The organism is Yersinia massiliensis (assembly GCF_003048255.1).
Lineage (GTDB): Bacteria > Pseudomonadota > Gammaproteobacteria > Enterobacterales > Enterobacteriaceae > Yersinia > Yersinia massiliensis_A.
On the sequence record NZ_CP028487.1, the window covers coordinates 3,386,206 to 3,413,079 of the forward strand.

The following is a 26,874-nucleotide window of genomic DNA, read 5'->3' on the forward strand; positions in this document are numbered from 1 at the left end:
TAATCCGTACCTCCCACCGTCACTCAAGACTCTACCTGTTCTGCCCAATATCGATCTGATAAAACATCGCTTGATAAATCATGATCTGATAAACAGTGACCTGATAAAACGCCTGCGCAGCATACCTTCGCTTAATCATGATACCCTAACCAGAATATCTCTTAGCATGAACTTCGCCATGAAATTAAACTTCCGCTTACAAAACGCACTTTCTTCCACGCCATCGTTGCCCATTATTTTGATCCATGGATTATTTGGTAACTTAGATAATCTGGGAGTCCTAGCCCGCGATCTACAAAAAGACCATAACGTGATCGCGGTTGATTTGCGCGACCACGGCTTATCGCCCCGTTCTCCACAAGTGAATTACGCGGATATGGCGCAAGACCTGCTGGAATTAATGGATCAGCTCGCGATAGAGAAAGCCGTTATTATCGGCCATTCGATGGGGGGGAAAGTGGCCATGGCATTGACAGCCATTGCCCCAGACCGCATTGAGAAAGTGGTCGCGATTGATGTGGCCCCAGTTAATTATCAAGTACGCCGCCATGACCAAATATTTACAGCGCTCAATGCGGTCAGTGCTGCTGGGGTGACCCAGCGGCAGGAAGCGGCTCAATTGATGCGCGAATCCATCAAAGAAGAAGGTGTGATTCAATTCTTGCTGAAGTCATTCCAAAACGGCGAATGGCGCTTTAATGTGCCAGCACTGTGGGACCAATACGAGAATATTGTCGGCTGGCAGCCCATTCCTCCTTGGCCCCACCCTATCTTGTTTATTCGTGGTGAGTTATCACCCTATATTCAGGACGCACATCGCGATGAAATTGCCCGCCAGTTCCCACAAGCTCGTGCCCATGTCGTCTCTGGCACCGGTCATTGGGTGCATGCTGAAAAACCGGATTCAGTCTTACGGGCTATCCATCGCTTCATAGATGAAGACCTGACAAGTACGAAAACGAGCTGAATAAAAAAAACACAGCTCGCCACTGTTGTTGATTAAAAAGTATACCCTGGGGAAAAGAAATGTATTTCCTGTGGAAAAATTGTGCAAAAAAGAACGAATTAGCCCAATCTAACCGCAGTAAAGCATTGTCGTTGCTCGGTTGGCTGGGGTATTATGGCGCGCTATAAATTTGCTGCGCCGTTTGGTAGCAAATGCAAATTCAGGCTGTTGCTTCATACCCGATTAATGGGCAATTGGCGTTGCCGCCAGTGAGCGAGTCCCGCAAACATCGCAACAACGTCTAATGAGTGGGGCATCAATCTGAAACGTGTAAACCGAATCATCTGGAAAGGCTATATGACGCTTTCTGATGTCAATCCCTTGTAGTACCGCTACCTATGGCAAAAGAACAAACGGACCGCACAACGCTGGATCTGTTCGCAGATGAACGTCGCCCTGGGCGCCCAAAAACCAACCCATTATCTCGTGATGAACAGCTTAGAATTAATAAGCGAAATCAACTACAGCGCGATAAAGTACGTGGCTTACGCCGCGTGGAATTGAAGATTAATGCTGACGCCGTCGATGTGCTCAACAGCCTTGCTGAGCAGCGTAACATCAGCCGCAGTGAACTGATTGAACAAATGTTGCTTGCTCAATTAGCCCACGATCAAGACAGATTTTAATCCTCTCGGTGACCACGATGGCGTGGCGTAATCCTTTACGCCACGCCGCCATTTATTGTTCCCTTACCTATTGAACCCCAATGTATTTAACCCAATCTATGCCCACACAGTTGAAGCCATAGAGGCGTTCGCGGTTCTCCCTCACTCCCGCCCCTAAAGCACCAACGGTATTTGGCTGCTGTTTGACTAGAACGTTTCCCAGTTGGCATTACTGTCCACTTTAGCGGCGACAGGGGCGACTTTTAGCGGATTCGTTCTCACTTTAACCACCGTGTTTGCCCGCTCATCATCTGAGCGCAATTTAAATACCGCGACAGCACGGTTTAATTGCGTCGCCTGTTCTTCCAATGAGGCTGCAGCACGAGACGCTTCTTGCACCAACGCGGCATTTTGCTGGGTCACGCTATCCATTTCAGCGACCGCCTGCCCGACTTGGCTGATACCTTTACTTTGTTCATCAGAAGCCGAAGCAATCTCACCCATTAAATCAGTGACATTCGTGATAGCGCGGACAATTTCATCCATGGTCGTGCCAGCACTCTCCACCAATGCCGAACCGCTTTTGACTCGGTTTACGGACTCGGTGATTAAGCCATCGATCTCTTTCGCCGCTTGCGCACTGCGCTGCGCGAGGTTACGCACTTCACTGGCAACCACCGCAAAACCACGCCCTTGCTCACCCGCTCTGGCGGCTTCAACCGCCGCGTTCAACGCCAAAATATTGGTTTGGAAAGCAATACTGTTAATCACCGTTGTGATATCCGCAATTTTGCGCGAACTGGCCGAGATATCATCCATGGTGTGAATGACATCAGCCACCAGCGCACCGCCTTTTTTCGCCGTGGTGGAGGCATTCGCCGCCAGTTGGCTAGCATGATGTGCATTATCCGCATTGTGTTTCACTGTGGCGGTTAACTGCTCCATACTGGCGGCTGTCTCTTCCAGCGCAGCGGCCTGCTGTTCGGTGCGAGAGGATAAATCAGTATTGCCGGCAGAGATTTCAGCCGCACCATGATAAATCCCATCAGTACTGCTACGAATAGCCTCAACGGTATTGACCAAACTGGTTTGCACATCACGTAATAGTGGGAAAAGCTGTCCAACACAGTTGCGACCAAAATCAGCAATAGGCTGCCCTAACTGACCGGAGGCAATAACCCGAAAATGCTCACGAATATCATCCAGCGGGCGGACTAAATTCACTAATAAATAGCGGTCGGTCGCCAGTAAAATCACTAAACCAGCCACCAAGGCAGAGATAAGCGTGATGCTGCTGATTTTTGTGAGCTGCGAGAATTGCTCTTTTGCGACGCCAATGGCTTGCGAGGCTGCCTGATTAAAATTCTCGGCAACGGTGCCATATTGGCGGCTCAATGCGGGGACTGTTTTTTTCGCTAACTCTTGATAAGCAGCTGTATTGTTATCCATCGCAGCTTGATAAAGCGGTGTCACCCCCTGATCAATCAATCCGCTCCATCCCTCGATCACCCCTGTGACTAACGCAGGATCAATCTGCGCATGATCGATGGCTTTAAATTCTGCGAGTTTCTTCTTCAAATTCTCTAAGGCGACATTCGACGATTTAAGTTCTTTGTCCGCGTCCGCCATGTTGCCACTTTGGCGATAATCGACCGAACGCGCCAAACGCGTCACCATACGGAAATATTGATCTGTCCCCTGATTGACTAAATTCATGTTTTCAACCAAGACACTGTTCGCATTAGACGATTGTGTCAGTTGGTTCAGTGACAGCAGCGTATAGGCAGAGACGCCGCCCCAAAGCAGGCAAAAGGCGCCAAGCACCCAAAGTAACGCTGCTCTGATAGTAATATTTTTTAAAAACTGCATGTTCGTTCCCCTTATAAATCGGATGATGACCGATAGAGACTCTGGTGTAATTTGATGACCGAAAAGCAATAAAGGACGTTCCATACAGCTAACGACAACTCCTTCCCCGGCAAATTTTTAACTGCCGGTTTCCCCTGGCACCGCAATTTGCAACCTTTCGGTTACATAACGGTTATCGGCAAGAGGGTTATAAGATTGAGCAACTCACAAAAATTTAATATCGCATGAACTTGATACTGGTCTGACAGAGTTTTCTGGCATTATGCCGCCCTATGAAATGTGTTATATTATTCGGCATAAACCGCGATAATCTGCATAACTAATTGAATTTATAAGGTATTAAGTTATATGGCAACTGTAGGCATTTTCTTTGGCAGCGATACTGGCAATACCGAAAACATTGCCAAGATGATCCAAAAGCAACTGGGCAAAGAGGTTGCTGAGGTTCATGACATTGCCAAAAGCAGCAAAGAAGACTTAGAAGCCTTCGATATCCTGCTGATCGGTATCCCAACTTGGTATTACGGCGAAGCACAGTGTGACTGGGATGATTTCTTCCCGACACTGGAAGAGATCGATTTCAACGGTAAGCTGGTTGCCTTGTTTGGTTGTGGCGATCAGGAAGACTATGCTGAGTATTTCTGTGATGCGATGGGGACAGTCCGTGACATCATCGAACCACGAGGCGCAGCGATTGTCGGCCACTGGCCAACGGCAGGCTACCACTTTGAAGCCTCTAAAGGCTTGGCTGATGACGATCACTTTATTGGTTTGGCTATCGATGAAGATCGTCAACCGGAGCTGACAAACGAACGTGTTGATGCTTGGGTTAAACAAATCAGTGAAGAGATGAATTTGTCAGAAATCACGGGTTAATTCGCCCTCACGGAAACGCATTGGCATGTGTCACATCGCCTAGCGTTTCCGTTGTCTTTCATCCCTTTCTCACCGCTCTGTTAAGTCACCCACAAATCCGCATCATCATTCATGAGAAATAAAAATTTACCGCTACAAATTTGTAACGTTATCCGTTGCGTATATAGTCTAAAATGATGCTATATCCCCATTCATCAATACACTGCATGATTAATCTTACAAAGTGTGCAATTATATCTTTGTTAACAACCACGGTTTTCATTTGGGGCTAGCAGTTCTATAATGAGACGCAATTGTAATTATTGCGCCACGGATGTCATAGGCTGAACAGCCTTAATTTGAATCGATAGTAACAGGACTGAATCCGCATGACTGACAACAACAAAGCCTTAAAAAACGCTGGCCTTAAAGTAACACTGCCCCGGCTGAAGATTCTGGAAGTGTTGCAAGATCCGGCATGCCATCATGTCAGCGCGGAAGATCTTTATAAAAAGCTGATTGATATCGGTGAGGAAATTGGTCTGGCGACGGTTTACCGCGTATTGAACCAGTTTGATGATGCCGGTATTGTGACCCGCCACAATTTCGAGGGTGGCAAATCAGTCTTTGAATTGACGCAGCAGCACCATCACGATCATCTGATTTGCTTGGATTGTGGCAAAGTGATCGAGTTTAGTAATGAAGCGATTGAAACACTTCAGCGTGAAATTTCTAAACAACACGGTATTAAGCTCACCAATCACAGTCTGTATTTGTACGGCCACTGTGAAACCGGCGATTGCCGTGAAAATGAGTCTGCGCACGATAAAAGATAACATCATGTTATCGCGTTGATCTTAATAAAGATTTTAAGCACTGAATGATATTAAGTTTATTTCACTCAGATAGCGTTAGTGAATGAGTGGGTTAACATAACCCTCAGCAAAATGGCCACCTTTCCCGAACGGTTACCTAGATTAATCTTGGTCGGGATTCAGGTGGTCATTCTTATTTATACCCCTTCCCTCTTTCTCTTTCGTGACCTCTTCGTTGCCGGTTTTGTCTTCTCGCACTGCATTATCATCATGTACTATTTTGCGGGCCAGCTCATTTTTGACAAAAAAAACCCCGGCAAGCCGGGGAAAAAACCATCAACTCAACTTCACTTAAATTTGCTTACCGCAAAATCTGGCAAATAACCATTAACAGTAGACACAGCATTTTGAAACCAATGATCAGGCTTTAACCGGCTCGGCACGACTACTACGCTTGCCATCTGAGCTGGTTGAACGGATCAGCACATCACCGCTGACTTTTGGTTGCACCTTGGCATCATACTGTTGCCAATGTTGGCCACCATCCGTTGAATACTCGATATTCAAACCTGGCAAGGAGATATTTGCCTCCAGTTGACCCGCCACGACTCGCGCACCCGGAACAGGTAAGCGATAAGCGATACCTGCTTTGTCCAGTTTCGCCAATTCACGTTGCCCCATGATATTAGCGAAACGCTGCCAATCGGCGCTCAATGCCTTGGTGTCGACATGATGTGTTTCGCCGCCGATATACTCACGGCCTGCTTGATAATCTTGCTCCCATGGCGCACGGTGCCAAGCACGCTCCGCCAGCGGCAGAACGCGTGGGAAGATCATGTATTCCATTTGCTCATCAGTGCGAACGGTTTCGTTCCATGACTGACCGGAAATGCCGTGTACACCAGGCCAAGGTTTATCACTTTTCGCGCTAAAGTGATTACCATCGCGATCGACAGAGGTTTCGGCATTTTGCGGCATGTTATTTGGCGCAAAACTGAACACTTTAGCTTCATCACTAAAACGGGTCGCCCAGTAGTAACCACGCTCATTGGGGTTAACTTCGTATGGCATATCGAAGTAGACATAATCAGGGTTAGACGCCACCACTTCGTAGCCTTTGTTGGCCCAATCATTGATCGCGTCCGCACCGCCCCAGAACAAGGTGTCCCAGAAGTTGACGCCGACACGCTTGGTCGCAAAGTCTTTCGCGTCTTTGGCATCTTTCAAGCCATCCTGCCACGCTTGCATTCTTTCAATGCCATGGGCGTTCACCAGTTTGCTCACTTCAATGGCGAAGTGGCTGGATAGATGCTCGACGTCCTGGATCTTGCCTTGTTTGACCATGTCCTGACAGACCTGCGATTTGGCCCATGGCTTATCTTCAACACTCTTATCAATAATGCCTTTACCGGGTTCAATAGGACCGTTTTTATCCTGGAAACCCGCACCCAATCGGATATTTTTTGCCTCATCGCCACCGAAGTGCCAAGTCGTTAATGGCATACCCGCTTCTTTATGCATCTGAGCCATTTCACCGATCACTTTATCGACGAAGCGCTTAGATGAATCCAGACAGGGATTTAAGTAGCTTTTGCGCTCATAGAACTGAACCGAGGTCGTGTTGGAGTCATCGGTAGGGTCGAGTAGACGGAACTCGTTCGCCTCTTTCTCTTTCCCTTGTTTCATCAAATTGTTGTAGCGGGCTTCCATGGAAACCACGGCGGCGCGGGCATGGGCGGGCATGTCGATTTCTGGAATAACATCAATTTGGCGCGCTTTCGCGTACTTCAGGATGTCAATGTAATCAGCGCGGGTGAAATGACCGCTCCCCAAATTGTTGCTATCTGGGCCTGAACCCAATTGCGGCAATAAACAGGTGTTTTCAGTTAAATCATGGCAACGCTTGCTGCCCACTTCCGTCAGTTCCGGTAGACCGGGGATCTCGATACGCCAGCCTTCATCATCGCTTAGATGGAAGTGGAACTTATTCAGTTTGTAAGCCGCCATTTGATCCAGCAAACGCAACACCGCATCTTTGGTTTTAAAATTACGGCCAACATCAAGGAACACACCACGGTAGTCAAAACGTGGTGCATCCTTTGCGTCCAACGTGGCAATTTTCTGGCTACCATCGGTCGGCACTAAAGAAAGGATCGATTGCAGGCCATAAAATACGCCTGTGGGATCAAAACCAATGACCTGAGCACCTTTCTCACCAATTTTCAGTTCATAAGCACCAGAAACCGCTAAGTCACCTTTAAACTTCGCCGGTTGAATAGACGTTTTTATCGGGAAACCCGCCGCATTCGGCTTCAAGCCGAGCAACTCGAAACGCTGCTGTACAACTTCGGCAGCCGGTTGAGGTAATGCACTCAGATCCAGTGCAACGCCTTGGCTCAGGTTCACATCTTGCGGATACACTTTTACGTCCATCGGCGTGGGAATGATCTGTCCACGCAAGTTAGCCGCCGTTAATGTTTTCACTGCCTCGTTTTTCACGAAACGTGATTCTGGCGTCATCAGTACGTTGTTGTCGTCTTTGGTTCGTTTCCACTGATCGCCCGTGAACTGAGTCAGATACTCGTTGATATCTTCCGTATCCGTGCTTTTCAAGACTTTGGGTTTCGCATCGCCCGATGTGGCATACCAGCGCGGCATAAAGTCAGTGGCAAACAGTTGCCAGTATTCACCCGTTATCGGGATTTCAACCGCTTGATTGGCAGGAAAACCGGCAAACTTTGCCGTAGGTTCGATTTTATGCAGATCGCCAGTCAGGTGCGTAATGCGGAACTGATCGTTATCTACCGCCAGAATTTGGCGAATGCTGTGGAAATAAATAGCCCAATCTTGGCCTTTGATCTCATCCCCGGTGTTGGTCAGCGTAATCAAGACTTTATTGCACGATGCCCAATCGGCCCCCAGCTTGGCACAATCAACCCCGTTTTCGCCCGCTCGGTTATCCAAAATTTTATAGTTAACTTTTAACGTACTGAGTTGATCAACAAGCTGTTGTGGCGTGGTATCCGCCAGCGCAGAGCCCATCAAGCCAAAGGTCGCGGTTATCGCCGCCAACGTACTTAATTTGAATTTATTCATCACTAACCTCATCCGTAATTAATAATTCAGCCAGAGCCACTACTGGAAGTATTACTGCTGGCTGAATTATTGTTAGCTTAATTATTGGCGCGAATTTCTTGCCATAGTTTTCCACACTGCGCGTCATACGCCTGACCATTACCGGTATGTGCGGCGTCAATGCAACGCTGATAATCCAATACCCGAACAGTCTCTTTATCAGTAAACGCCTGATGCGCTTTTTCTTGCTTCAACACATTCAATACGGCTTTGCAGGGAATCAATCTCTCCGGCGAGCCTTCGCTAGCATTGATACAAGCGCTGTAAGCTTGCTTCAGTTTTGTATCTTCTGGTTGAACTGGGGTTTGGGGTGCACAGGCACTCAATCCCAACACAGCAGCAATAATAAAAAGCGTTTTTTTCATGACACATGCTCCATTATGGCCCCAGCGCGGCCGCTGGGGATGGCAATCAGAAGATGGTAAATGGTGCAATTACGATGAATTTAACGTCTTTTTCATCTTGGAACACGTTGCCGAAACCGCCACCATAGCTTGGGATATTGGTGTGATTGTCGTACATGGTGTAATGCAGTTTGAATAAGGTGCCTTTTGCCCGACCTTCTTGCAGGGTATAGAGAATGTCAAAGTTCCATGCAGACTCTTTCAGGCGTGTGTTTTGGTCAAATTTAGGGTTAGAGCTCGGTTTTGCATCCCAACCATAGGCATAAGATGTCCCGACTGACCAACCAGCTAAATTCCAGTTTTTCAGGTCATACATCACGCCACCAAACAGCGCTTTCTCGCCGTTAGCGTTGAAGTCAGAACGGGAATCCCACCAAACATCCAAACGGCCATTCGAAGTCGCATAACCTGGCGTCATACGTTGCAGGAAGTAGCCTTGATTACCTTCAGCTTTGGCCCAAGTACCTTCTAAGCGCAAATCAAATGGCCCAGTGGTGTAACCCAATGTCAGCGCTTGCAACCACGCTAAACCGTCATAGACGTCGTTAATATTGCTAGCGCCGCCGTCGACTTTATCTTTCGCACCATAGAACTGGTAAGAAGTACGCAGATCGTTACCTGCGACAGGGAAGGCATAAGACGCTTTGGCAAAATACTGATCCATGTAGTCTTTGGCTTGACCAAATGCGGCTTCCATGACCAATTTGTTTTTGAAGTCGTACTTAGCCCCGATGGAGTGCAAGTAACTGATGCCAGTCAAGCCATCTGCCTGACGGAAGTTGTACATATTTTGATACCAAGGCGCTTTATATTCATCAGTCCACATGTAAGACATGGACAGTGCACCCGCTGTATCAAAATCAAATTTCGCGCCACCTTCCGCACCGCGATAAGTCCCCGGCATAAAGCTCCAGTGCGGTGCCAATAATGTCTGGCCGGTCGGTTGGATATAGCCGCCGCGCGCCCAGAAGTCACCCAACTTGAACTTAGCGGCTGCTTTGTAAACGCTCACGCCGCTTTTATCGCCGGTCCATTTTTCATCCCAACGCGTTTTAGCATCACTAAAACCAATTTCGTTAGGTGCGGCTGGGCCGCTGTTGGTCATTTCAACCGCACCAAAAGCGGCTAAGTCGATACCAAACATGTCTGCTGCGTAGCCGGATGAAAAGTCCAGATTGGCGTTAAACGTTGAGTGATGCAGGTTAGCGACATACTTGCCGTACTCCGCACTCCCTGGGGTTAAATCCTTACGGTCACGCTGGCGTTGCCAATAATAAATACCACCGGTCAGTGACGAATCATCAACAAAGCCTTCTGCCTTGGCCTCTGGGGTCACCATAAACCCCGTCCCTAACAATGCACCCGCGACAGCGAGGGCTAACGTTTTGCGTTTAGCAACGTGCGTAACCATAAGAAAAAATTCCTCTTTGACATCACATTTAAAGTGCTTTGCCTATGTCCACCACAGCTCACAGGTTCAGCCTCAAAAAAACCCTAAGTGGGTAAAATTTTGCTGGGGAGAAAAACTCGCCACCAGCGGCTACTGATTTAAAAAAACGTCTCTGTCGATAAACGTTCTGGAGATTGCTGCTGGAACACAGACTATTTTTCGCGACGCGAATTATCAATTAAAAAAGTCGAAAATTATTCAAAATATGACCATGAGCACATAATTGTGAAAAAATATTACAGACATCACAAATTCTTTAAAAACAATGCATAAGGAGAGTTTTCATGAGGAAAATAGTCTCTCATTGACATCTTGAATGGTTTCAGCAAATCCCCATTAACGGGATAAATTTTGAATAAAAATGAGGATATTTCCTCAGTTAATTCGTAAAGCGAATATTTAAGAAAGACTTACAGAATGGGGCCTCATTACAACAAAACTTAGGAATCAGTTGAGATTGACCAACGGAAAAAGCAGAAAATGAGTCATTCGACGGGGGGAAACCGCGTGTTTAATAAACAAAACACGGAACCTGTTAAAACGGAGAAATGGGCATAAGAGGAATAAAAAAGGCGTGGACAATGCCACGCCAATTGAATTGAATCAGAGATAAAGCTTAGCTGGTTGCTTTGGCTGCCCACGTATCGCGCAAGCCAACAGTGCGGTTAAACACCAAGGCATCAGGCTTTGAATAGCGGCTATCAGCACAGAAATAACCTTCACGCTCAAACTGATAGGTTTTCTCTGGCACAGCATTTACCAGACTCGGCTCAACGAAGCCATGACGAATAACTAATGACTCAGGGTTAATCGTCGACAGGAAATCCTCTGCCGCGGCTGGGTTTGGTACACTAAACAAACGGTCGTATAAACGAATTTCCGCCGGTAACGCATGCTTAACGGAAACCCAGTGAATCACACCTTTCACTTTACGGCCATCAGCGGGATCTTTGTTCAGTGTTTCTGCGTCATAGCTGCAATACAGTGTCGTGACATTCCCTTCAGCGTCTTTCTCAACACGCTCAGCTTTGATCACATAAGCATTGCGCAGGCGCACTTCTTTGCCCAATACCAAACGCTTATATTGCTTGTTCGCTTCTTCACGGAAATCTGCGCGATCGATGTAAATCTCACTATCGAACGGAACCTGACGCGTCCCCATGTCCGGATTGTTAGGGTGATTTGGCATCGTCAGCCACTCTTCCCCTGCCGCACGGTTTTCGATAATCACCTTAATCGGATCAAGCACAGCCATAGCACGTGGGGCATTTTCGTTCAGATCATCACGGATACAAGATTCCAATGACATCATCTCAACGTTGTTGTCCTGCTTAGTCACACCAATACGGCGGCAGAACTCACGGATAGAGGCTGCGGTATAGCCACGACGACGTAGGCCTGAAATGGTTGGCATACGAGGGTCATCCCAGCCTTCTACCACCTTCTCAGTCACCAATTGGTTCAGCTTGCGCTTAGACATAATGGCGTATTCGAGATTCAGGCGGGAGAACTCATACTGCCGAGGATGGCATTCAATGGAGATATTATCCAACACCCAATCATACAAGCGACGGTTATCTTGGAACTCCAGCGTACACAGTGAATGGGTGATCCCTTCAATCGCATCAGAAATGCAATGGGTAAAGTCATACATCGGGTAGATGCACCACTTGTTACCAGACTGATGATGTTCAGCAAACTTAATGCGATATAGCACCGGATCACGCATCACGATAAAGGGTGACGCCATGTCAATTTTGGCACGCAGACACGCCGTACCTTCTGCAAAGCCGCCTGCACGCATTTTTTCAAATAGCGCTAAGTTCTCTTCCACGCTGCGATCACGATACGGGCTGTTTTTACCCGGTGCAGTCAGTGTGCCGCGATATTCGCGCATCTGTTCAGCGGTTAACTCATCCACATACGCCAAGCCCTTGTTAATCAGCTCTATCGCGTACTGGTGCAATTGATCAAAGTAATCTGAGGAGTAACGTACATCACCGCTCCAGGTGAAGCCTAGCCACTCTACGTCATGCTTAATAGACTCAACGAACTCGACATCTTCTTTCACCGGATTGGTGTCATCGAAACGTAAGTTGCATTGGCCGTGATAGTCTTGCGCGATACCAAAATTCAGACAAATGGATTTCGCGTGACCAATATGCAGGTAGCCGTTTGGCTCCGGCGGAAAGCGGGTGTGGACCGACGTGTGTTTGCCGCTGGCTAAATCTTCGTCAATAATCTGACGGATAAAATTACTCGGGCGGGCTTCTGCCTCACTCATTGTTCTTTTCCTCAATGCAAACGCAACAAATATAACCGCATATAATCCAACAAGCCCGGCCCGGAAACAACCGTTTGTTCGGCAAACAAAACAAAAAAAACGGGAAGAGATGGCTCTCTTCCCGTTACTTTGACAAAAACTCAGGTCAGGTGCTCAGGACTTCAGCACCTCTAGCGAATTATTTACCACGAATCTCAAACAATTGGCTTTGACCGGCAACCACAGAGTCACCTGCCAGCAGTGAGATACCGGCGTAATCATCAATATTGCTTACCACGACTGGGCTAATCATTGAGCGCGCATTGGCGTTCAAATAATCCAGATCAAGCTCCAACACAGGCTGACCGGCAACCACAGTTGCCCCCTCTTCAACCAAGCGAGTAAAGCCTTGGCCATTGAGTTTTACGGTATCAATCCCGATATGAACCACAATCTCAGCACCCGTTTCTGTTTCTAGGCAGAATGCATGGTCGGTATTGAAGATTTTAACAATGGTACCGTTTGCTGGAGAAACTACCGTTTTATCAGTAGGACGTATGGCAACACCATCACCAACGGCTTTGCTGGCAAAGGCTTCATCAGGGACCTGTTCCAATGCAACAACATCACCACTAATTGGCGAAACCAACACTAGCGAAGCTGTTTTGGCATTGTTAACGACAGCCTGAGGCTGAGCCGCGGCAGCAGCCGTGCTTGCAGCCGGAACCGGACCACCAGCCAACACCACTCGCATCGCCGAAGCAATCAATTCCGCACGCGTCCCAACGATCACTTGCACACTTTGTTTATTCAGGCGAATCACACCCGATGCCCCTAAACGCTTCGCGACACTGTCATTCACCAGTGCAGAATCTTTCACGTTCAAACGCAGACGAGTAATACAAGCATCGATGCCAGTAAGGTTATCTGAGCCACCGATAGCACCAATGTAGCGACGAGCCAGACCGTTAATTTCACTCTCATTAACCGCTGGCGTGTTATTCACGTTCACGTCATAGCCGTCTTCTTCACTGCCTTCAACAGCCAGTTCACGACCTGGAGTCAGTAAATTGAATTTCTTGATAGTGAAACGGAATACCACGTAGTAAATGGCGAAGAACACCAGACCTTGTGGGATCAGCATGTACCATTGTGTTGCCAGCGGGTTACGGGAAGACAGCACCATATCCACCAAACCGGCGCTGAAACCAAAACCTGCGATCCAATGCATACTCGCGGCGATGAACACGGAAATACCGGTTAACACAGCGTGGATGAAGTACAGTACTGGCGCAACGAACATGAAGGAGAACTCAAGTGGTTCGGTGATACCGGTGAAGAAGGCAGCAAATGCCCCCGCCAACATGATACCCGCCACTTTCGCTTTATTTTCTGGACGTGCACAGTGATAAATCGCCAATGCAGCACCCGGCAAACCAAACATCATAATCGGGAAGAAACCAGCCTGATAACGACCAGTGATACCTGCAACAGCTTTACCGGCGTCGATAGACTGTTGGCCACCCAAGAAGTTAGGAATATCGTTAATACCGGCTACGTCAAACCAGAACACGGAGTTCAGTGCATGATGCAGGCCGACTGGGATCAGTAAACGGTTGAAGAAGGCGTAGATACCCGCGCCAATTGACCCCATATCTTTGATGTATTCACCGAAGGTCACCAATGCGTTATAAATTAGCGGCCAGAGGTACATCATGATGAAAGCAACAACGATCATCAGGAAGGACGTCAGGATCGGAACCAGACGACGGCCACTGAAGAAGGAGAGTGCTTTTGGCAATTCCACACCGCTGTAGCGGTTGTACAACTCAGCCGAGATGATACCAACCATGATACCAACGAACTGGTTGTTGATTTTGCCGAAGGCTGCAGGCACCTGATCAAGCGGAATCTTTTGAATCATCGAAACCGCAGCCGGTGAACACAGCGTCGTTAAGACTAAGAAGCCGACAAAGCCGGTCAGTGCAGCAGCACCGTCTTTGTCTTTTGACATACCGTAAGCCACACCAATAGCGAACAGTACAGACATGTTATCGATGATTGCAGCACCGGATTTTATAAATAATGCTGCCAATGCATTATCGCCACCCCAGCTAACGGGGTCGATCCAATAACCTACACCCATCAATATCGCAGCGGCTGGCAATGTGGCCACAGGGACCATCAATGCTCGACCTACTTTTTGCAAGTAACTAAGAATATTCACTTTTCCCCCTATTCGTCCGAGACCGGACCCTTTAAGTAGTTTATTTATTTTACTCACTACCTTTTAGAAATACGCATTGCACATTTTTATTTATTTACGGCACGAATGACTCATGCTGGAGTGTAAAAAATTTATTTCGTAACGCAAATTAAAACCCCCTATTTTGTGATAAATGTCACCAAAAACCAGCGAAAAAGCACCAATGGACTAGCCATCACATAAAACTTATTTTATCATTCGAAAAATGAACAATGCATTGTACCAACGCACGAGTCAGAATCTGAGTTACGCTTAGCTGAATGATTCAAACCGCGTAGAGTATAGCCACTATTCTCAATCCTAAGAGGTGCAAGATGAGACTTATTCCACTGAAAAACACCACAGAAGTGGGTAAATGGGCAGCACGCCATATCGTTAATCGCATTAATGCGTTCAAACCGACTGCGGAGCGTCCATTTGTTTTGGGCCTGCCAACCGGTGGAACACCGATGGAAGCTTATAAACACTTGGTTGCTATGCATAAAGCCGGTGATGTTAGCTTCAAAAACGTTGTCACATTTAACATGGATGAGTATGTTGGGTTGCCGCAAGAACACCCAGAAAGCTACTACACCTTCATGCACACCAACTTCTTCGATCATGTTGATATCCCAGCTGAAAATATTAACCTGCTAAATGGTAACGCACCGGATATCGATGAAGAATGCCGCCGTTACGAAGAGAAAATTAAGTCTTACGGTAAAATCAATCTGTTCATGGGTGGCGTTGGCGTCGATGGCCACATCGCCTTTAATGAACCGGCTTCTTCTTTAGCTTCTCGTACTCGTATCAAAACCTTGACCCAAGAAACCCGCATCGCTAACTCACGTTTCTTTGGTGGTGATGCAAACCTCGTGCCGAAATATGCACTGACCGTCGGTGTTGGGACATTGCTGGATGCGGAAGAAGTCATGATTCTGGTGACTGGCCACGGTAAAGCTCAAGCCTTACAAGCCGCTGTTGAAGGTAGCATCAACCATATGTGGACCATCAGTTGCCTGCAATTGCATGCCAAGGCCATCATGGTGTGTGACGAACCGTCCACGATGGAATTGAAAGTGAAAACGGTAAAATATTTCCGCGAATTAGAAGCTGAAAACGTCAAGAATCTTTAATTTTTATAAGGGGGCTAAGATGTACGCTTTAACTCACGGCCGTATTTATACCAGCCATGAAGTACTGGATAATCATGCTGTTGTCGTGGCTGATGGATTGATCGAACGTATCTGTCCTGTCGATGAACTTCCGGCTGGTATTGAGATACGTGATTTGGGTGGTGCCATTCTGGCCCCCGGTTTTATTGATGTTCAGTTAAATGGTTGCGGCGGCGTGCAATTCAATGATTCTCTTGAGGCTATCTCAGAAGAGACGTTGGTCATTATGCAACGCGCAAATGAAAAATCAGGTTGCACCAGTTTCCTGCCAACACTGATTACCAGCAGTGATGAATTTATGAAGCATGCAGTTGATGTCATGCGTTCATATCTGCAAAAAAACCAGCATCAGGCACTGGGCCTACATCTGGAAGGGCCGTATCTCAACCCTGTGAAGAAAGGCACCCATAATCCGGCGCTCATCCGTAAACCGACCGCCGAAATGATCGATTATCTGTGTGCTAATGCCGATGTGATAACCAAGCTCACTCTGGCACCAGAAATGGTCGATGCAAAATATATTGAGCAACTGACAGAAGCAGGCATTTTAGTGTCTGCCGGTCACTCGAACGCAACCTATAAAGAAGCCCGTAAGGGATTTGCTGCCGGAATTGGCTTTGCGACGCACCTTTATAACGCAATGCCTTATATCTCAGGGCGTGAACCTGGCTTAATCGGGGCAATTTTTGATACGCCAGAACTCTATACCGGCGTGATTGCGGATGGTTTGCATGTTGATTGGGCTAATATCCGGGCAGCAAAACATCTGAAAGGCGACAAACTGGTACTGGTCACCGACGCGACTGCACCCGCAGGCGCTGAAATTGATCAATTTATTTTTGCCGGTAAAACAATATACTATCGTGATGGTTTATGTGTGGATGAGAATGGCACACTAAGCGGTTCAGCACTGACGATGATCGAAGCCGTTCAAAACAGTGTGGAACATGTTGGCATCGCGCTCGATGAAGCATTGCGTATGGCGACACTTTATGCGGCCCGCGCCATTGGCGTGGAGAAGCAGTTAGGGAGCATTGAAGTCGGCAAAGTAGCCAACCTGACTGCCTTTACCCGCGATTATAAAATCACTAAAACCATCGTTAATGGTAACGAGGTTTTAAAATAAGCGAGTAATTGTATTGATGAGCACTGGCGGACAGTCACAAATTGGTAATGTGGATCTTGTGAAACAACTCAATGGTGCCGTCGTTTACCGGCTCATTGACCAACAAGGCCCGATTTCGCGCATTCAAATTGCCGATCTCAGCCAGCTAGCGCCCGCCAGCGTCACCAAAATTACCCGTCAACTGTTGGAGCGCGGGCTGATCAAAGAAGTCGATCAGCAAGCCTCCACCGGTGGTCGCCGAGCCATCTCCATCGTCACAGAAAATCGCCAGTTCCACACGATTGCCGTCCGCTTAGGCCGCCATGACGCCACCATTACCCTGTTTGACATGAGTGGCAAGTCACTGGGTGAAGAACATTATTCGTTACCCGAACGTACGCAAGAAACGTTGGAACACGCGCTGTTTAACATAATCAGCCAGTTTATCGACGCCTATCAGCGAAAATTACGGGAATTAATTGCCATTGCCGTTATCCTCCCAGGGCTGGTTGAGCCGAGTAAAGGTATCGTGCGCTACATGCCGCACATCAGTGTCAACAACTGGCCATTAGTCGAAAATCTGCAAAATCGGTTTAACGTCACCAGCTTTGTGGGCCACGATATTCGTAGCTTGGCGCTGGCTGAGCACTATTTCGGTGCAACCCGTGATTGCGAAGACTCCATATTGGTTCGCCTGCACCGAGGAACCGGTGCCGGTATTATCGTTAACAGCCAGATCTTTTTAGGCAGCAATGGCAATGTGGGTGAAATCGGCCACATCCAAATCGACCCTTTAGGTGAACGTTGTTATTGCGGTAACTTTGGTTGCCTAGAAACCGTTGCGTCCAATGCCGCGATTGAAAATCGTGTGCGGCATCTGCTCGCACAAGGCTACCCTAGCAAGCTAACACTGGATGATTGCCATATTGGTGCCATCTGCAAAGCCGCTAATCGAGGTGATTTGTTGGCAAGTGAAGTGATTGAGCATGTGGGCCGCTATTTGGGCAAGGCAATTTCTATCGCGATTAACTTATTCAATCCGCAAAAAGTGGTAATCGCCGGTGAAATCATTGAAGCCGACAAAATCCTGCTTCCTGCAATCCAAGGCTGTATTAACACGCAAGTCTTAAAAAACTTCCGCCAGAATTTGCCTATCGTCACTTCACAGCTAGATCATCAATCCGCGATCGGGGCTTTTGCCTTGGCTAAACGTGCCATGTTGAATGGAGTCTTGTTGCAGCGTTTATTGGAAAACTAACCTGAGATAGGGGCGTTGCAGGGTCTTTCTCATCATTGACCATGTTATAGTGGCTCATTACCGCGCGAAAAGAGTAATTGAAACAATGACAATTAAAAGCGTTATCTGTGATATCGATGGTGTGTTGCTACATGACAATAAAGCGATACAGGGTGCCAATGACTTTTTGGCCCGAGTGCAAAACGCCGGAATGCCATTGGTTATTTTGACCAATTATCCCTCACAAACTGCACAAGACTTAGCTAACCGTTTCATCACCGCTGGGCTTGATGTGCCAGAGAGTGCGTTTTATACCTCCGCAATGGCGACGGCAGATTTCCTGCGCCGTCAGGATGGTAAAAAAGCCTATGTGATTGGCGAAGGCGCATTAGTTCACGAATTGTATAAAGCAGGCTTCACCATCACGGATATCAATCCTGATTTTGTTATCGTGGGGGAAACACGCTCCTACAACTGGGACATGATGCATAAAGCTGCCTATTTCGTTGCCAATGGCGCGCGTTTTATCGCCACCAACCCAGATAGTCACGGTCACGGCTTTTCACCGGCCTGTGGTGCACTCTGCGCTCCCATTGAGAAAATCTCGGGTCGCAAGCCATTTTATGTTGGCAAACCTAGCCCGTGGATCATCCGCGCTGCACTGAATAAAATGCAGGCACACTCGGAAAGTACCGTGATTGTGGGCGATAACTTACGCACCGATATTTTGGCCGGTTTCCAAGCAGGTCTTGAAACCATTTTGGTCCTGTCGGGTGTTTCAACCTTGCCAGATATCGAAGCCATGCCATTCCGCCCGAGTTACGTTTACCCTTCTGTTGCTGAAATCGATATCATCTAAACCTCAGTTGGCGGTCATGGCCGCCACCCTCTTTTTGCTCCCATCCCTTTTTTAGTGCAATGCACCAAAGTTTCTTGCCATTACGCCCTGTTTTAGCGCATTTTCTTTTTAGGCCCTTCGTACTTAAGGTTTCAGGGTTGCTTGCGGGTGACTGACCTAGCAGGCTCAGTCCTTGAGGATACGTATGTTGCTGTGCCAGTTGACGTTGCTAAAACATGGCACCAGTAAATTGGCGTGTTTTTTGCATCTATTTATTGCATACAGCTTAATAATATTCGGATGACTGCATCGTCATGGGGCATAACTTGCATCAATCACAAGCAAGTTTGCAAAAAAAAGCACCAGCGATGAACGACTCAAATTCAACATCATCACCGCCAAAGCAAAGAAGTTAGGGAGATTACTATGTGTTCTATTTTCGGGGTCCTCGACCTTAAAACCGACCCCATTGAATTGCGCAAAAAAGCGCTGGAAATGTCACGTTTAATGCGCCACCGCGGGCCGGATTGGTCTGGTGTATGGGCAAATGATAAAGCAATTCTCGCCCACGAACGTCTATCTATTGTCGACGTCAATACGGGGGCTCAACCCCTTCTTAATGAGGCGCGTACTCATATTCTGGCGGTTAACGGTGAAATCTATAATCATCAGGCATTACGTCAGCAGTATGGCGACCGCTACGCATTCCAAACGGGTTCAGATTGCGAAGTTATTTTGGCGCTGTATCAAGAGAAAGGTCCAGAATTCCTTGATGACCTACAAGGCATGTTTGCTTTCGTTTTATACGATACAGAGAAAGATGCTTACCTGATTGGTCGTGACCATCTGGGTATTATTCCGCTGTATATGGGCCACGACGAACATGGCAACATGTATATCGCCTCAGAAATGAAAGCGCTGGTGCCTGTTTGCCGTACCATCAAAGAGTTCCCAGCAGGTAGCTACCTGTGGAGCCAAGACGGTGAGATTCGCGAGTATTACCATCGTGACTGGTTTGATTACGATAACGTCAAAAACAATGTCACCGATAAAGTCGAATTGGCTAATGCATTAGAAGATGCCGTTAAAAGCCATCTGATGTCGGATGTGCCTTATGGCGTGTTGTTATCTGGTGGTCTGGACTCTTCGGTTATTTCCGCCATCACCAAAAAATTTGCAGCGCGCCGAGTCGAAGACGACGAACGTAGCGAAGCTTGGTGGCCACAACTGCACTCCTTTGCCGTCGGTTTGATCGGTTCACCTGACTTACGTGCCGCGCAAGAAGTGGCTAACCACTTAGGTACCGTGCACCATGAAATTCATTTCACCGTGCAAGAAGGTCTGGATGCCATCCGCGATGTGATTTATCACATTGAAACCTATGACGTGACCACTATCCGTGCCTCAACGCCGATGTATTTGATGTCGCGTAAAATTAAGGCCATGGGCATCAAAATGGTGCTGTCTGGCGAAGGTTCAGACGAAGTTTTCGGTGGTTACCTTTATTTCCACAAAGCGCCAAACGCCAAAGAATTGCATGAAGAAACAGTCCGTAAACTGTTGGCTCTGCACATGTTTGACTGCGCCCGTGCCAACAAAGCCATGTCAGCTTGGGGTGTTGAAGCCCGCGTGCCATTCTTAGATAAGAACTTCCTTGATGTCGCGATGCGTATCAATCCGCAAGATAAAATGTGCGGCAATGGCAAAATGGAAAAACACGTCCTGCGTGAATGTTTCGAATCTTACTTGCCACACAGTGTTGCATGGCGCCAGAAAGAGCAATTCTCTGATGGTGTGGGTTATAGCTGGATTGACACATTAAAAGAGAAAGCTGCTGAGCAAGTCACTGACCAACAGATGGAAACAGCTCACTTCCGTTTCCCGTACAACACGCCATCCTCAAAAGAAGGCTATTTGTATCGTGAAATCTTCGAAGAACTGTTCCCGCTGCCAAGTGCTGCTGAATGTGTCCCTGGCGGGCCATCCGTCGCATGCTCATCAGCCAAAGCTATTGAGTGGGATGAATCATTCAAAAAAATGGATGACCCATCTGGTCGTGCGGTCGGTGTCCATCAGGACGCCTATAAATAACTGAGTTCGTTTACGGATAATTATCCTTTCTGTATTCATTCTCTGCTAACAAGGTCGCCTAAGGCGGCCTTGTTTATTTATGTGCCTTAGGCAGCCTCAAGTCGAGTACTGTGAATCTCGTCAAAGATTCCTTTTGCTGGCAAATTCAATAATTAATTACCTTTTTCGTTCATTTAATCGCCAGACTGTTCACAAGCCAAACAAACGAACCCTTTCAGCGCTTTTTCGGGAAAAAATTAGTTGACGCAATTCGGCCATATACGCATAATGCGCCCCGCAACGCCGATGAAGGTAATGCGAAATAAAGATGGCTACGTAGCTCAGCTGGTTAGAGCACAGCACTCATAATGCTGGGGTCACAGGTTCGATTCCCGTCGTAGCCACCATCTTTTTGCGGGAGTGGCGAAATTGGTAGACGCACTAGATTTAGGTTCTAGCGCCGCAAGGTGTGCGAGTTCAAGTCTCGCCTCCCGCACCATTATTTGTCATCGGTTTGTTTACAGCGGATGGGATATCGCCAAGCGGTAAGGCACCAGGTTTTGATCCTGGCATTCCCAGGTTCGAATCCTGGTATCCCAGCCATCTTTTTGATGGTGAGTTGTAAGACTAAAGCGTTGTAAGACAGCAAAGTTGCGATGTAAAAAAAGAATTGTATTTCAGTTGGGATATCGCCAAGCGGTAAGGCACCAGGTTTTGATCCTGGCATTCCCAGGTTCGAATCCTGGTATCCCAGCCATACAATTTCTTCTCAAAAAAAGACTTTAGGATGGCTACGTAGCTCAGCTGGTTAGAGCACAGCACTCATAATGCTGGGGTCACAGGTTCGATTCCCGTCGTAGCCACCATTTTTGGGGTATCGCCAAGCGGTAAGGCACTGGATTCTGATTCCAGCATTCCGAGGTTCGAATCCTCGTACCCCAGCCAAATTTAGAAAAGCTCGCTTCGGCGGGCTTTTTGCATTTTCGGGTTTATGCTTTTGATATGCTTTTAAACATCAAGGTCAAAACCAAGCGTCTTGGGTCTTGACCTTGAGCGCAATCAGAAAAATTGCCGACAAAGATTGCAGGCCACATGGATGCGGCGAAAGGGACTGTCGAGATCCGTCCCCCCACCTACAACCCCAACGCATACCTCAAAGCATGCTCTTTAAGCTTACCCGCTCTTTGCGCGGCCATCAGGGCTAAATTTCGCACAAACTTCACGGGCGGCAAGTTATTACTGAAGGCGGTATAAAATACATCCATGCCGCTCTGCATTATCAGATTATCAGTACGACGGCGACGCTGGTAACGGAGCAGCACCTGCTCGCTGTGCCAAAGCTCAGCCTGTTCACGTGCCTCATTCAGCACATTCAGTAATGCATCGACATCCCGATACCCCAGATTAACCCCCTGCCCGGCCAATGGATTGATGGTATGGGCTGCATCGCCCAGCAAAACTAACCCCGGCTGAACATATTGCTGCGCATGGCGGCGGACCAACGGGAAAGACCCTGCTGCAATCGCCTTAACAGCCCCTAATCGAGACGGGAAGGCGGCCGCTATTTCCTGATTCAATTGTGACATCGGCATCGCTTGAAGCTGGCGAATACGCTGTGGGCTGTCATACCACACCAACGATGCCCAATGGTCAAACAACGGTAGAAAAGCACGGGGGCCAGAGGGAAAGAACTGCTGCCAAGTAGTGTCTTGCTGAGCAGTATCCGTTTCTACCGTGATTAACATGCAAGATTGACGATACTGCCAACCATTGGTGCCAATACCGGCTAAACGTCGCACCAAAGAATTCGCACCATCGGCACCTATCACTAAACGGCCCTGTATCTCTTGCTGCGCATCTAAGGTGATTTTCCAGTGCTCATCTACTCTGACCATCGCTTGCAGTCGTGACGGGCACAGCAGCGTCAAATTTGAGCATTCCGTCATCTGTTGCCACAGTGCTAACTGCAAAACTCGGTTTTCAACCATGAAACCCAGTTCAGGCAAAGAAAGAGAAGTGGCATCGAAGACAACTTGTGAGCCGAGCTGCTCCCATGTCTCCAACCGGCGATAAGGCGCATAACGCATTTGTTGAACTCGCGACCAAGCCCCAAGCTGCTTTAGCAATGCGACTGATGTACAACCAATAGCCGAAACCCGTAAATCCGGTACGCTATTAGCGTCAAATGGTATGGGTGCTTCATTTTCCAACAACGCGACTGACCAGCCCGTTTGCGCTAATCCAAGTGCAGCAGCAGCCCCTACCATGCCACCGCCCACGACCACAACATCATAATTTGGTTGCGATTTATTCATTTTGGCTACGCTTTATAAAGTTAAGTTTATGCCCACACTGGCAAGATAATTTATCCGATGCAGTTTACCGGATTTTTCATCACCCATCAGAATAAGTAAGCCGTTATGCGGTGGTCATCGCACTGCCAAGTGACTACAATACCCTTCAATGACTGAGCCTTCGTGCTACCCACTATCCGATTGCGATACTCGCAACACCCAATTCACTTGCAGTACACTGCATGGAATACTGCGCCGCACAATGTGGCTTTTATGATGACTAATCCAATGACGAAAAAACTGCATATCAAAACATGGGGCTGCCAGATGAATGAGTATGATTCATCTAAAATGGTTGATTTGTTGGCTAGCACCCATGGTTACCAGTTGACTGACATTCCCGAAGAAGCTGACTTACTGCTGTTGAACACCTGTTCCATTCGTGAGAAAGCCCAAGAAAAAGTATTTAGTCTGCTCGGACACTGGAAATTACTTAAAGAGAAAAATCCAGGGCTAATCATTGGCGTTGGCGGTTGTGTGGCCTCACAGGAAGGGGACCATTTACGTCAGCGTGCCCCCTGTGTCGACATTATTTTCGGGCCACAAACCCTGCACCGCTTGCCAGAAATGATCAACCACGTCCAAGGCACAAACAGCTCAGTGGTAGATATCAGTTTCCCTGAAATTGAAAAATTTGACCGCCTCCCCGAACCTCGCGCTGAAGGCCCAACCGCGTTTGTCTCCATCATGGAAGGCTGCAACAAATATTGTACTTTCTGCGTGGTCCCTTATACCCGTGGCGAAGAGGTCAGCCGCCCAAGTGACGATGTTTTATTTGAGATAGCGCAGTTAGCGGATCAAGGTGTGCGGGAAGTGAATCTGCTGGGTCAAAATGTTAATGCCTATCGCGGCTCCACCTATGATGGTGATATCTGTAGCTTTGCCGAATTATTGCGGCTGGTCGCAGCGATTGACGGTATTGACCGCGTGCGCTTTACCACCAGCCATCCCATTGAATTTACCGATGACATCATCGATGTATACCGTGATACGCCTGAGTTAGTCAGCTTCTTGCACCTCCCTGTGCAAAGTGGTTCTGACCGCATTTTAACGATGATGAAACGCGCGCATACGGCGTTGGAATATAAATCTATCATTCGCAAACTGCGTCAGGCACGCCCCAATATCCAAATTAGCTCTGACTTTATTATTGGTTTCCCTGGCGAGACTCAGCAAGACTTTGAGCAGACCATGAAACTGGTCGCAGATATCCGTTTTGATACCAGCTACAGCTTCATTTACTCTTCGCGCCCGGGTACGCCAGCAGCCGATCTTCCAGACGACGTTTCGGATGAAGAAAAAAAACAGCGGCTGCACATCTTGCAGCAACGCATTATTCAACAAGCCATGGAAATCAGTCGTGAGATGGTGGGCAGCGTACAACGTATTCTGGTAGAAGCCCCCTCGCGTAAAAATGCGATGGAGTTGGCTGGGCGAACTGAAAATAATCGCGTGGTCAATTTTGAGGGAACCCCGGACATGATCGGTAAATTCGTTGATGTAGAGATTGTTGACGTTTATGCCAGTTCGCTGCGCGGTATCTTGTTACGTACCGAAGACCAAATGGAGCTGCGGGTACATGAATCACCACAATCGGTGATTGCTCGTACGCGTAAAGAGAACGAAATCGGCGTGGGTCTCTATCAGCCCTGATAGCAATTTGCTCGAGTAAGCTCGCATAAATAGGCACTGTATTATCGGTGCCTATTTTATTTTAGCGGCGCGTTGCGCAGATTTTAATTTTTTAAGTTGCACTGATCGACGACCGCTATTTGAATGGGTGGCGTCAGCAGTAAACTTGCGTCTGTATCATGCACCATGAATAATGACTGAATGACATGTATGATTGACGTTATACCAATGAATGATTTACCCAGAGGAATGCAGTGACTCAGAGAAACAGTTTGCACGTCGTGACACAAGAAATCTTGCTGGAACCCGCCGATAATCAGCGTTTGCTGAGTTTATGCGGCCCTTTTGATGACAACATTAAGCAGTTGGAGCGCCGATTAGGTATTGAAATTAATCGCCGTGATAACCGTTTCAAGTTAGTCGGTAAGAATCTCTGCGTGGTTGCAGCGGCAGATATTCTGCGCCATCTGTATGTTGATACTGCGCCTATTCGGGGTGTGATCCCTGATATTTCTCCAGAAGATATCCATCTCGCGGTCAAAGAGAGCCGTGTTTTGGAGCAAACTGCTGAAAGTGTGCCGGATTACGGTAAAGCCGTAAATATCCGGACTAAGCGCGGGATGGTCAAACCACGAACCCCTAATCAAGCACAGTACATCGCGAACATTCTCGATCACGATATCACTTTCGGGATTGGCCCTGCCGGTACGGGTAAAACTTATCTGGCGGTTGCTGCAGCAGTCGATGCGTTAGAGCGTCAGAATGTCCGGCGTATCTTACTGACTCGCCCCGCTGTTGAAGCTGGTGAAAAACTGGGTTTCTTGCCTGGCGATCTGAGCCAGAAAGTAGACCCTTATCTGCGCCCACTGTATGACGCCTTATTTGAAATGCTAGGTTTCGAGCGGGTTGAAAAACTGATTGAACGCAACGTGATTGAAGTTGCGCCACTGGCCTACATGCGTGGCCGTACGTTGAATGACGCGTTTATCATTTTGGATGAGAGCCAGAACACGACCATCGAACAGATGAAAATGTTCCTAACCCGAATGGGCTTCAACTCAAAAGCGGTGATAACCGGTGATATCACGCAAACAGACTTACCTCGCCACCAGAAATCAGGTTTAAGCCACGCCATAGAAGTGCTTTCTGGGGTTGAAGAGTTAAGTTTTAACTTCTTCCACAGTGAAGATGTGGTGCGTCACCCGGTGGTGGCTCAGGTGGTTATTGCCTATGAAGCATGGGAAGCGGCGGAACAAAAACGCAAAGAAGCCATCGCCGAACAGCGTAAGCGGGAAAGTCACACCCCATCTGAACAGGAGGCACCGTGAGCCAAGTTATACTTGATTTACAAATTGCCTGCGCCGACAGCCAAGGTTTGCCGGCAGAAACTGATTTTCAACATTGGTTAGAAGCCGTGTTACCTCAGTTTCAAGACGTCTCTGAAGTCACTATCCGTATAGTGGATGAAGCAGAAAGTCATGAATTGAATTTGACCTATCGTGGCAAAGACAAATCAACCAATGTGTTGTCTTTTCCTTTTGAGGCTCCGCCTGAAATTGAACTGCCACTTTTGGGTGATTTAATCATTTGTCGTCAGGTGGTTGAGCAAGAAGCTATCGAGCAAGATAAAGCACTCTTTGCTCATTGGGCGCATATGGTTGTTCACGGTAGTCTCCATCTGCTAGGGTATGACCACATCGTTGACGATGAAGCTGAAGAAATGGAGTCGATTGAGACTGAAATTATGCAAAGTTTGGGTTATCCAGATCCCTATATTTCAGAGAAAGACCCCGAATAAATCCACCCTATTAGGTCT

Annotated in this window: 20 protein-coding genes and 6 tRNA genes; 19 read left to right on the forward strand and 7 right to left on the reverse strand. The window is 47.7% G+C overall.

Features of this window, described 5'->3' with window-relative positions; genetic code table 11:
- Nucleotides 1-178 precede the first annotated feature (178 nt).
- Together ybfF and ybfE are read left to right on the forward strand one after the other, a co-directional pair.
- Nucleotides 179-967, forward strand: a complete 789-nt coding sequence (gene ybfF, locus DA391_RS15725) for an esterase (RefSeq protein WP_108087940.1) — start codon at nucleotides 179-181, stop codon at nucleotides 965-967.
- A gap of 377 nt (nucleotides 968-1,344) precedes the next feature.
- Nucleotides 1,345-1,632 (forward strand): LexA regulated protein, encoded by a 288-nt coding sequence (gene ybfE, locus DA391_RS15730; protein WP_019209251.1) that lies wholly within the window; start codon nucleotides 1,345-1,347, stop codon nucleotides 1,630-1,632.
- Nucleotides 1,633-1,818: 186 nt separating this feature from the next.
- On the opposite strand, the gene DA391_RS15735 is transcribed toward ybfE, so the two are convergent.
- Nucleotides 1,819-3,480 (reverse strand): methyl-accepting chemotaxis protein, encoded by a 1,662-nt coding sequence (locus tag DA391_RS15735; RefSeq protein WP_050082451.1) that lies wholly within the window; start codon nucleotides 3,478-3,480, stop codon nucleotides 1,819-1,821.
- Between the two features lie 348 nt (nucleotides 3,481-3,828).
- Between DA391_RS15735 and fldA the strand changes: the two genes are divergently transcribed.
- The 3 genes from fldA to DA391_RS15750 all read left to right on the forward strand — a co-directional run bounded on the left by fldA (nucleotide 3,829) and on the right by DA391_RS15750 (nucleotide 5,534).
- Entirely contained in the window at nucleotides 3,829-4,356 is a 528-nt protein-coding gene (fldA, locus tag DA391_RS15740; protein ID WP_004875620.1) for a flavodoxin FldA, read from the forward strand.
- Nucleotides 4,357-4,724: 368 nt separating this feature from the next.
- Entirely contained in the window at nucleotides 4,725-5,171 is a 447-nt protein-coding gene (fur, locus tag DA391_RS15745) for a ferric iron uptake transcriptional regulator (protein WP_019209249.1), read from the forward strand.
- Nucleotides 5,172-5,249: 78 nt separating this feature from the next.
- Nucleotides 5,250-5,534 carry a hypothetical protein gene (locus tag DA391_RS15750; RefSeq protein WP_145566410.1) on the forward strand — a complete coding sequence of 95 codons (285 nt, stop codon included), beginning with the start codon at nucleotides 5,250-5,252 and terminating at the stop codon, nucleotides 5,532-5,534.
- Between the two features lie 36 nt (nucleotides 5,535-5,570).
- On the opposite strand, the gene DA391_RS15755 is transcribed toward DA391_RS15750, so the two are convergent.
- The 5 genes from DA391_RS15755 to nagE form a co-directional block, all read right to left on the reverse strand.
- Nucleotides 5,571-8,246 (reverse strand): beta-N-acetylhexosaminidase, encoded by a 2,676-nt coding sequence (locus DA391_RS15755; RefSeq protein ID WP_108087942.1) that lies wholly within the window; start codon nucleotides 8,244-8,246, stop codon nucleotides 5,571-5,573.
- 77 nt (nucleotides 8,247-8,323) lie between these two features.
- Nucleotides 8,324-8,650 carry a ChiQ/YbfN family lipoprotein gene (gene chiQ / locus DA391_RS15760; protein ID WP_019209247.1) on the reverse strand — a complete coding sequence of 109 codons (327 nt, stop codon included), beginning with the start codon at nucleotides 8,648-8,650 and terminating at the stop codon, nucleotides 8,324-8,326.
- 46 nt (nucleotides 8,651-8,696) lie between these two features.
- Complete coding sequence (gene chiP / locus DA391_RS15765; protein WP_050082447.1) at nucleotides 8,697-10,100, reverse strand: chitoporin ChiP; 1,404 nt, start codon at nucleotides 10,098-10,100, stop codon at nucleotides 8,697-8,699.
- Between the two features lie 655 nt (nucleotides 10,101-10,755).
- A complete protein-coding gene (gene glnS, locus DA391_RS15770) occupies nucleotides 10,756-12,423 on the reverse strand; it encodes a glutamine--tRNA ligase (RefSeq protein WP_050082444.1) in 1,668 nt (555 codons plus the stop codon).
- Nucleotides 12,424-12,601: 178 nt separating this feature from the next.
- Nucleotides 12,602-14,629 (reverse strand): N-acetylglucosamine-specific PTS transporter subunit IIBC, encoded by a 2,028-nt coding sequence (gene nagE, locus DA391_RS15775; RefSeq protein WP_050082442.1) that lies wholly within the window; start codon nucleotides 14,627-14,629, stop codon nucleotides 12,602-12,604.
- Between the two features lie 353 nt (nucleotides 14,630-14,982).
- Here nagE and nagB point away from each other — a divergent pair, with 353 nt between their 5' ends.
- The 11 genes from nagB to DA391_RS15830 all read left to right on the forward strand — a co-directional run bounded on the left by nagB (nucleotide 14,983) and on the right by DA391_RS15830 (nucleotide 22,017).
- Nucleotides 14,983-15,783, forward strand: a complete 801-nt coding sequence (gene nagB / locus DA391_RS15780) for a glucosamine-6-phosphate deaminase (protein ID WP_019209243.1) — start codon at nucleotides 14,983-14,985, stop codon at nucleotides 15,781-15,783.
- Between the two features lie 19 nt (nucleotides 15,784-15,802).
- Entirely contained in the window at nucleotides 15,803-16,948 is a 1,146-nt protein-coding gene (nagA, locus tag DA391_RS15785) for an N-acetylglucosamine-6-phosphate deacetylase (protein WP_098904345.1), read from the forward strand.
- Between the two features lie 16 nt (nucleotides 16,949-16,964).
- Nucleotides 16,965-18,185 (forward strand): DNA-binding transcriptional regulator NagC, encoded by a 1,221-nt coding sequence (nagC, locus tag DA391_RS15790; RefSeq protein WP_050082438.1) that lies wholly within the window; start codon nucleotides 16,965-16,967, stop codon nucleotides 18,183-18,185.
- Nucleotides 18,186-18,270: 85 nt separating this feature from the next.
- Nucleotides 18,271-19,023, forward strand: coding sequence for an HAD-IIA family hydrolase (locus DA391_RS15795; protein WP_049606377.1), 753 nt, complete (start codon nucleotides 18,271-18,273; stop codon nucleotides 19,021-19,023).
- A 405-nt stretch (nucleotides 19,024-19,428) separates the two neighbouring features.
- Complete coding sequence (gene asnB, locus DA391_RS15800; RefSeq protein ID WP_050082436.1) at nucleotides 19,429-21,093, forward strand: asparagine synthase B; 1,665 nt, start codon at nucleotides 19,429-19,431, stop codon at nucleotides 21,091-21,093.
- Nucleotides 21,094-21,402: 309 nt separating this feature from the next.
- Nucleotides 21,403-21,479 (forward strand) — tRNA-Met (locus DA391_RS15805).
- Nucleotides 21,480-21,486: 7 nt separating this feature from the next.
- Nucleotides 21,487-21,571: transfer RNA gene (locus DA391_RS15810), tRNA-Leu, on the forward strand.
- A gap of 29 nt (nucleotides 21,572-21,600) precedes the next feature.
- A tRNA-Gln gene (locus tag DA391_RS15815) sits at nucleotides 21,601-21,675 on the forward strand.
- Nucleotides 21,676-21,754: 79 nt separating this feature from the next.
- A tRNA-Gln gene (locus DA391_RS15820) sits at nucleotides 21,755-21,829 on the forward strand.
- 32 nt (nucleotides 21,830-21,861) lie between these two features.
- A tRNA-Met gene (locus DA391_RS15825) sits at nucleotides 21,862-21,938 on the forward strand.
- A 4-nt stretch (nucleotides 21,939-21,942) separates the two neighbouring features.
- Nucleotides 21,943-22,017, forward strand: a tRNA-Gln gene (locus DA391_RS15830).
- A 188-nt stretch (nucleotides 22,018-22,205) separates the two neighbouring features.
- On the opposite strand, the gene ubiF is transcribed toward DA391_RS15830, so the two are convergent.
- Complete coding sequence (gene ubiF, locus DA391_RS15835) at nucleotides 22,206-23,387, reverse strand: 3-demethoxyubiquinol 3-hydroxylase (protein WP_108087943.1); 1,182 nt, start codon at nucleotides 23,385-23,387, stop codon at nucleotides 22,206-22,208.
- A gap of 267 nt (nucleotides 23,388-23,654) precedes the next feature.
- On the opposite strand from ubiF, the gene miaB reads away from it, so the two are divergent.
- The 3 genes from miaB (at nucleotide 23,655) to ybeY (ending at nucleotide 26,856) form a co-directional block, all read left to right on the forward strand.
- Entirely contained in the window at nucleotides 23,655-25,079 is a 1,425-nt protein-coding gene (gene miaB / locus DA391_RS15840; protein ID WP_057649761.1) for a tRNA (N6-isopentenyl adenosine(37)-C2)-methylthiotransferase MiaB, read from the forward strand.
- Nucleotides 25,080-25,312: 233 nt separating this feature from the next.
- On the forward strand, nucleotides 25,313-26,386 hold the full coding sequence (locus tag DA391_RS15845) for a PhoH family protein (protein WP_019209236.1): 1,074 nt from the start codon (nucleotides 25,313-25,315) through the stop codon (nucleotides 26,384-26,386).
- Nucleotides 26,383-26,856 (forward strand): rRNA maturation RNase YbeY, encoded by a 474-nt coding sequence (gene ybeY / locus DA391_RS15850; RefSeq protein ID WP_019209235.1) that lies wholly within the window; start codon nucleotides 26,383-26,385, stop codon nucleotides 26,854-26,856. The genes DA391_RS15845 and ybeY overlap by 4 nt, the downstream gene beginning before the upstream one ends.
- The last annotated feature ends 18 nt before the right edge of the window (nucleotides 26,857-26,874 follow it).

Bases quoted from the DNA above. Each gene is read 5' to 3' on its own strand.
- ybfF (WP_108087940.1), top strand. From the start codon at position 179: ATGAAATTAAACTTCCGCTTACAAAACGCACTTTCTTCCACGCCATCG.
- ybfE (WP_019209251.1), top strand. From the start codon at position 1,345: ATGGCAAAAGAACAAACGGACCGCACAACGCTGGATCTGTTCGCAGAT.
- DA391_RS15735 (WP_050082451.1), bottom strand. From the start codon at position 3,480: ATGCAGTTTTTAAAAAATATTACTATCAGAGCAGCGTTACTTTGGGTG.
- fldA (WP_004875620.1), top strand. From the start codon at position 3,829: ATGGCAACTGTAGGCATTTTCTTTGGCAGCGATACTGGCAATACCGAA.
- fur (WP_019209249.1), top strand. From the start codon at position 4,725: ATGACTGACAACAACAAAGCCTTAAAAAACGCTGGCCTTAAAGTAACA.
- DA391_RS15755 (WP_108087942.1), bottom strand. From the start codon at position 8,246: ATGAATAAATTCAAATTAAGTACGTTGGCGGCGATAACCGCGACCTTT.
- chiQ (WP_019209247.1), bottom strand. From the start codon at position 8,650: ATGAAAAAAACGCTTTTTATTATTGCTGCTGTGTTGGGATTGAGTGCC.
- chiP (WP_050082447.1), bottom strand. From the start codon at position 10,100: ATGGTTACGCACGTTGCTAAACGCAAAACGTTAGCCCTCGCTGTCGCG.
- glnS (WP_050082444.1), bottom strand. From the start codon at position 12,423: ATGAGTGAGGCAGAAGCCCGCCCGAGTAATTTTATCCGTCAGATTATT.
- nagB (WP_019209243.1), top strand. From the start codon at position 14,983: ATGAGACTTATTCCACTGAAAAACACCACAGAAGTGGGTAAATGGGCA.
- nagA (WP_098904345.1), top strand. From the start codon at position 15,803: ATGTACGCTTTAACTCACGGCCGTATTTATACCAGCCATGAAGTACTG.
- nagC (WP_050082438.1), top strand. From the start codon at position 16,965: ATGAGCACTGGCGGACAGTCACAAATTGGTAATGTGGATCTTGTGAAA.
- DA391_RS15795 (WP_049606377.1), top strand. From the start codon at position 18,271: ATGACAATTAAAAGCGTTATCTGTGATATCGATGGTGTGTTGCTACAT.
- asnB (WP_050082436.1), top strand. From the start codon at position 19,429: ATGTGTTCTATTTTCGGGGTCCTCGACCTTAAAACCGACCCCATTGAA.
- ubiF (WP_108087943.1), bottom strand. From the start codon at position 23,387: ATGAATAAATCGCAACCAAATTATGATGTTGTGGTCGTGGGCGGTGGC.
- miaB (WP_057649761.1), top strand. From the start codon at position 23,655: ATGACGAAAAAACTGCATATCAAAACATGGGGCTGCCAGATGAATGAG.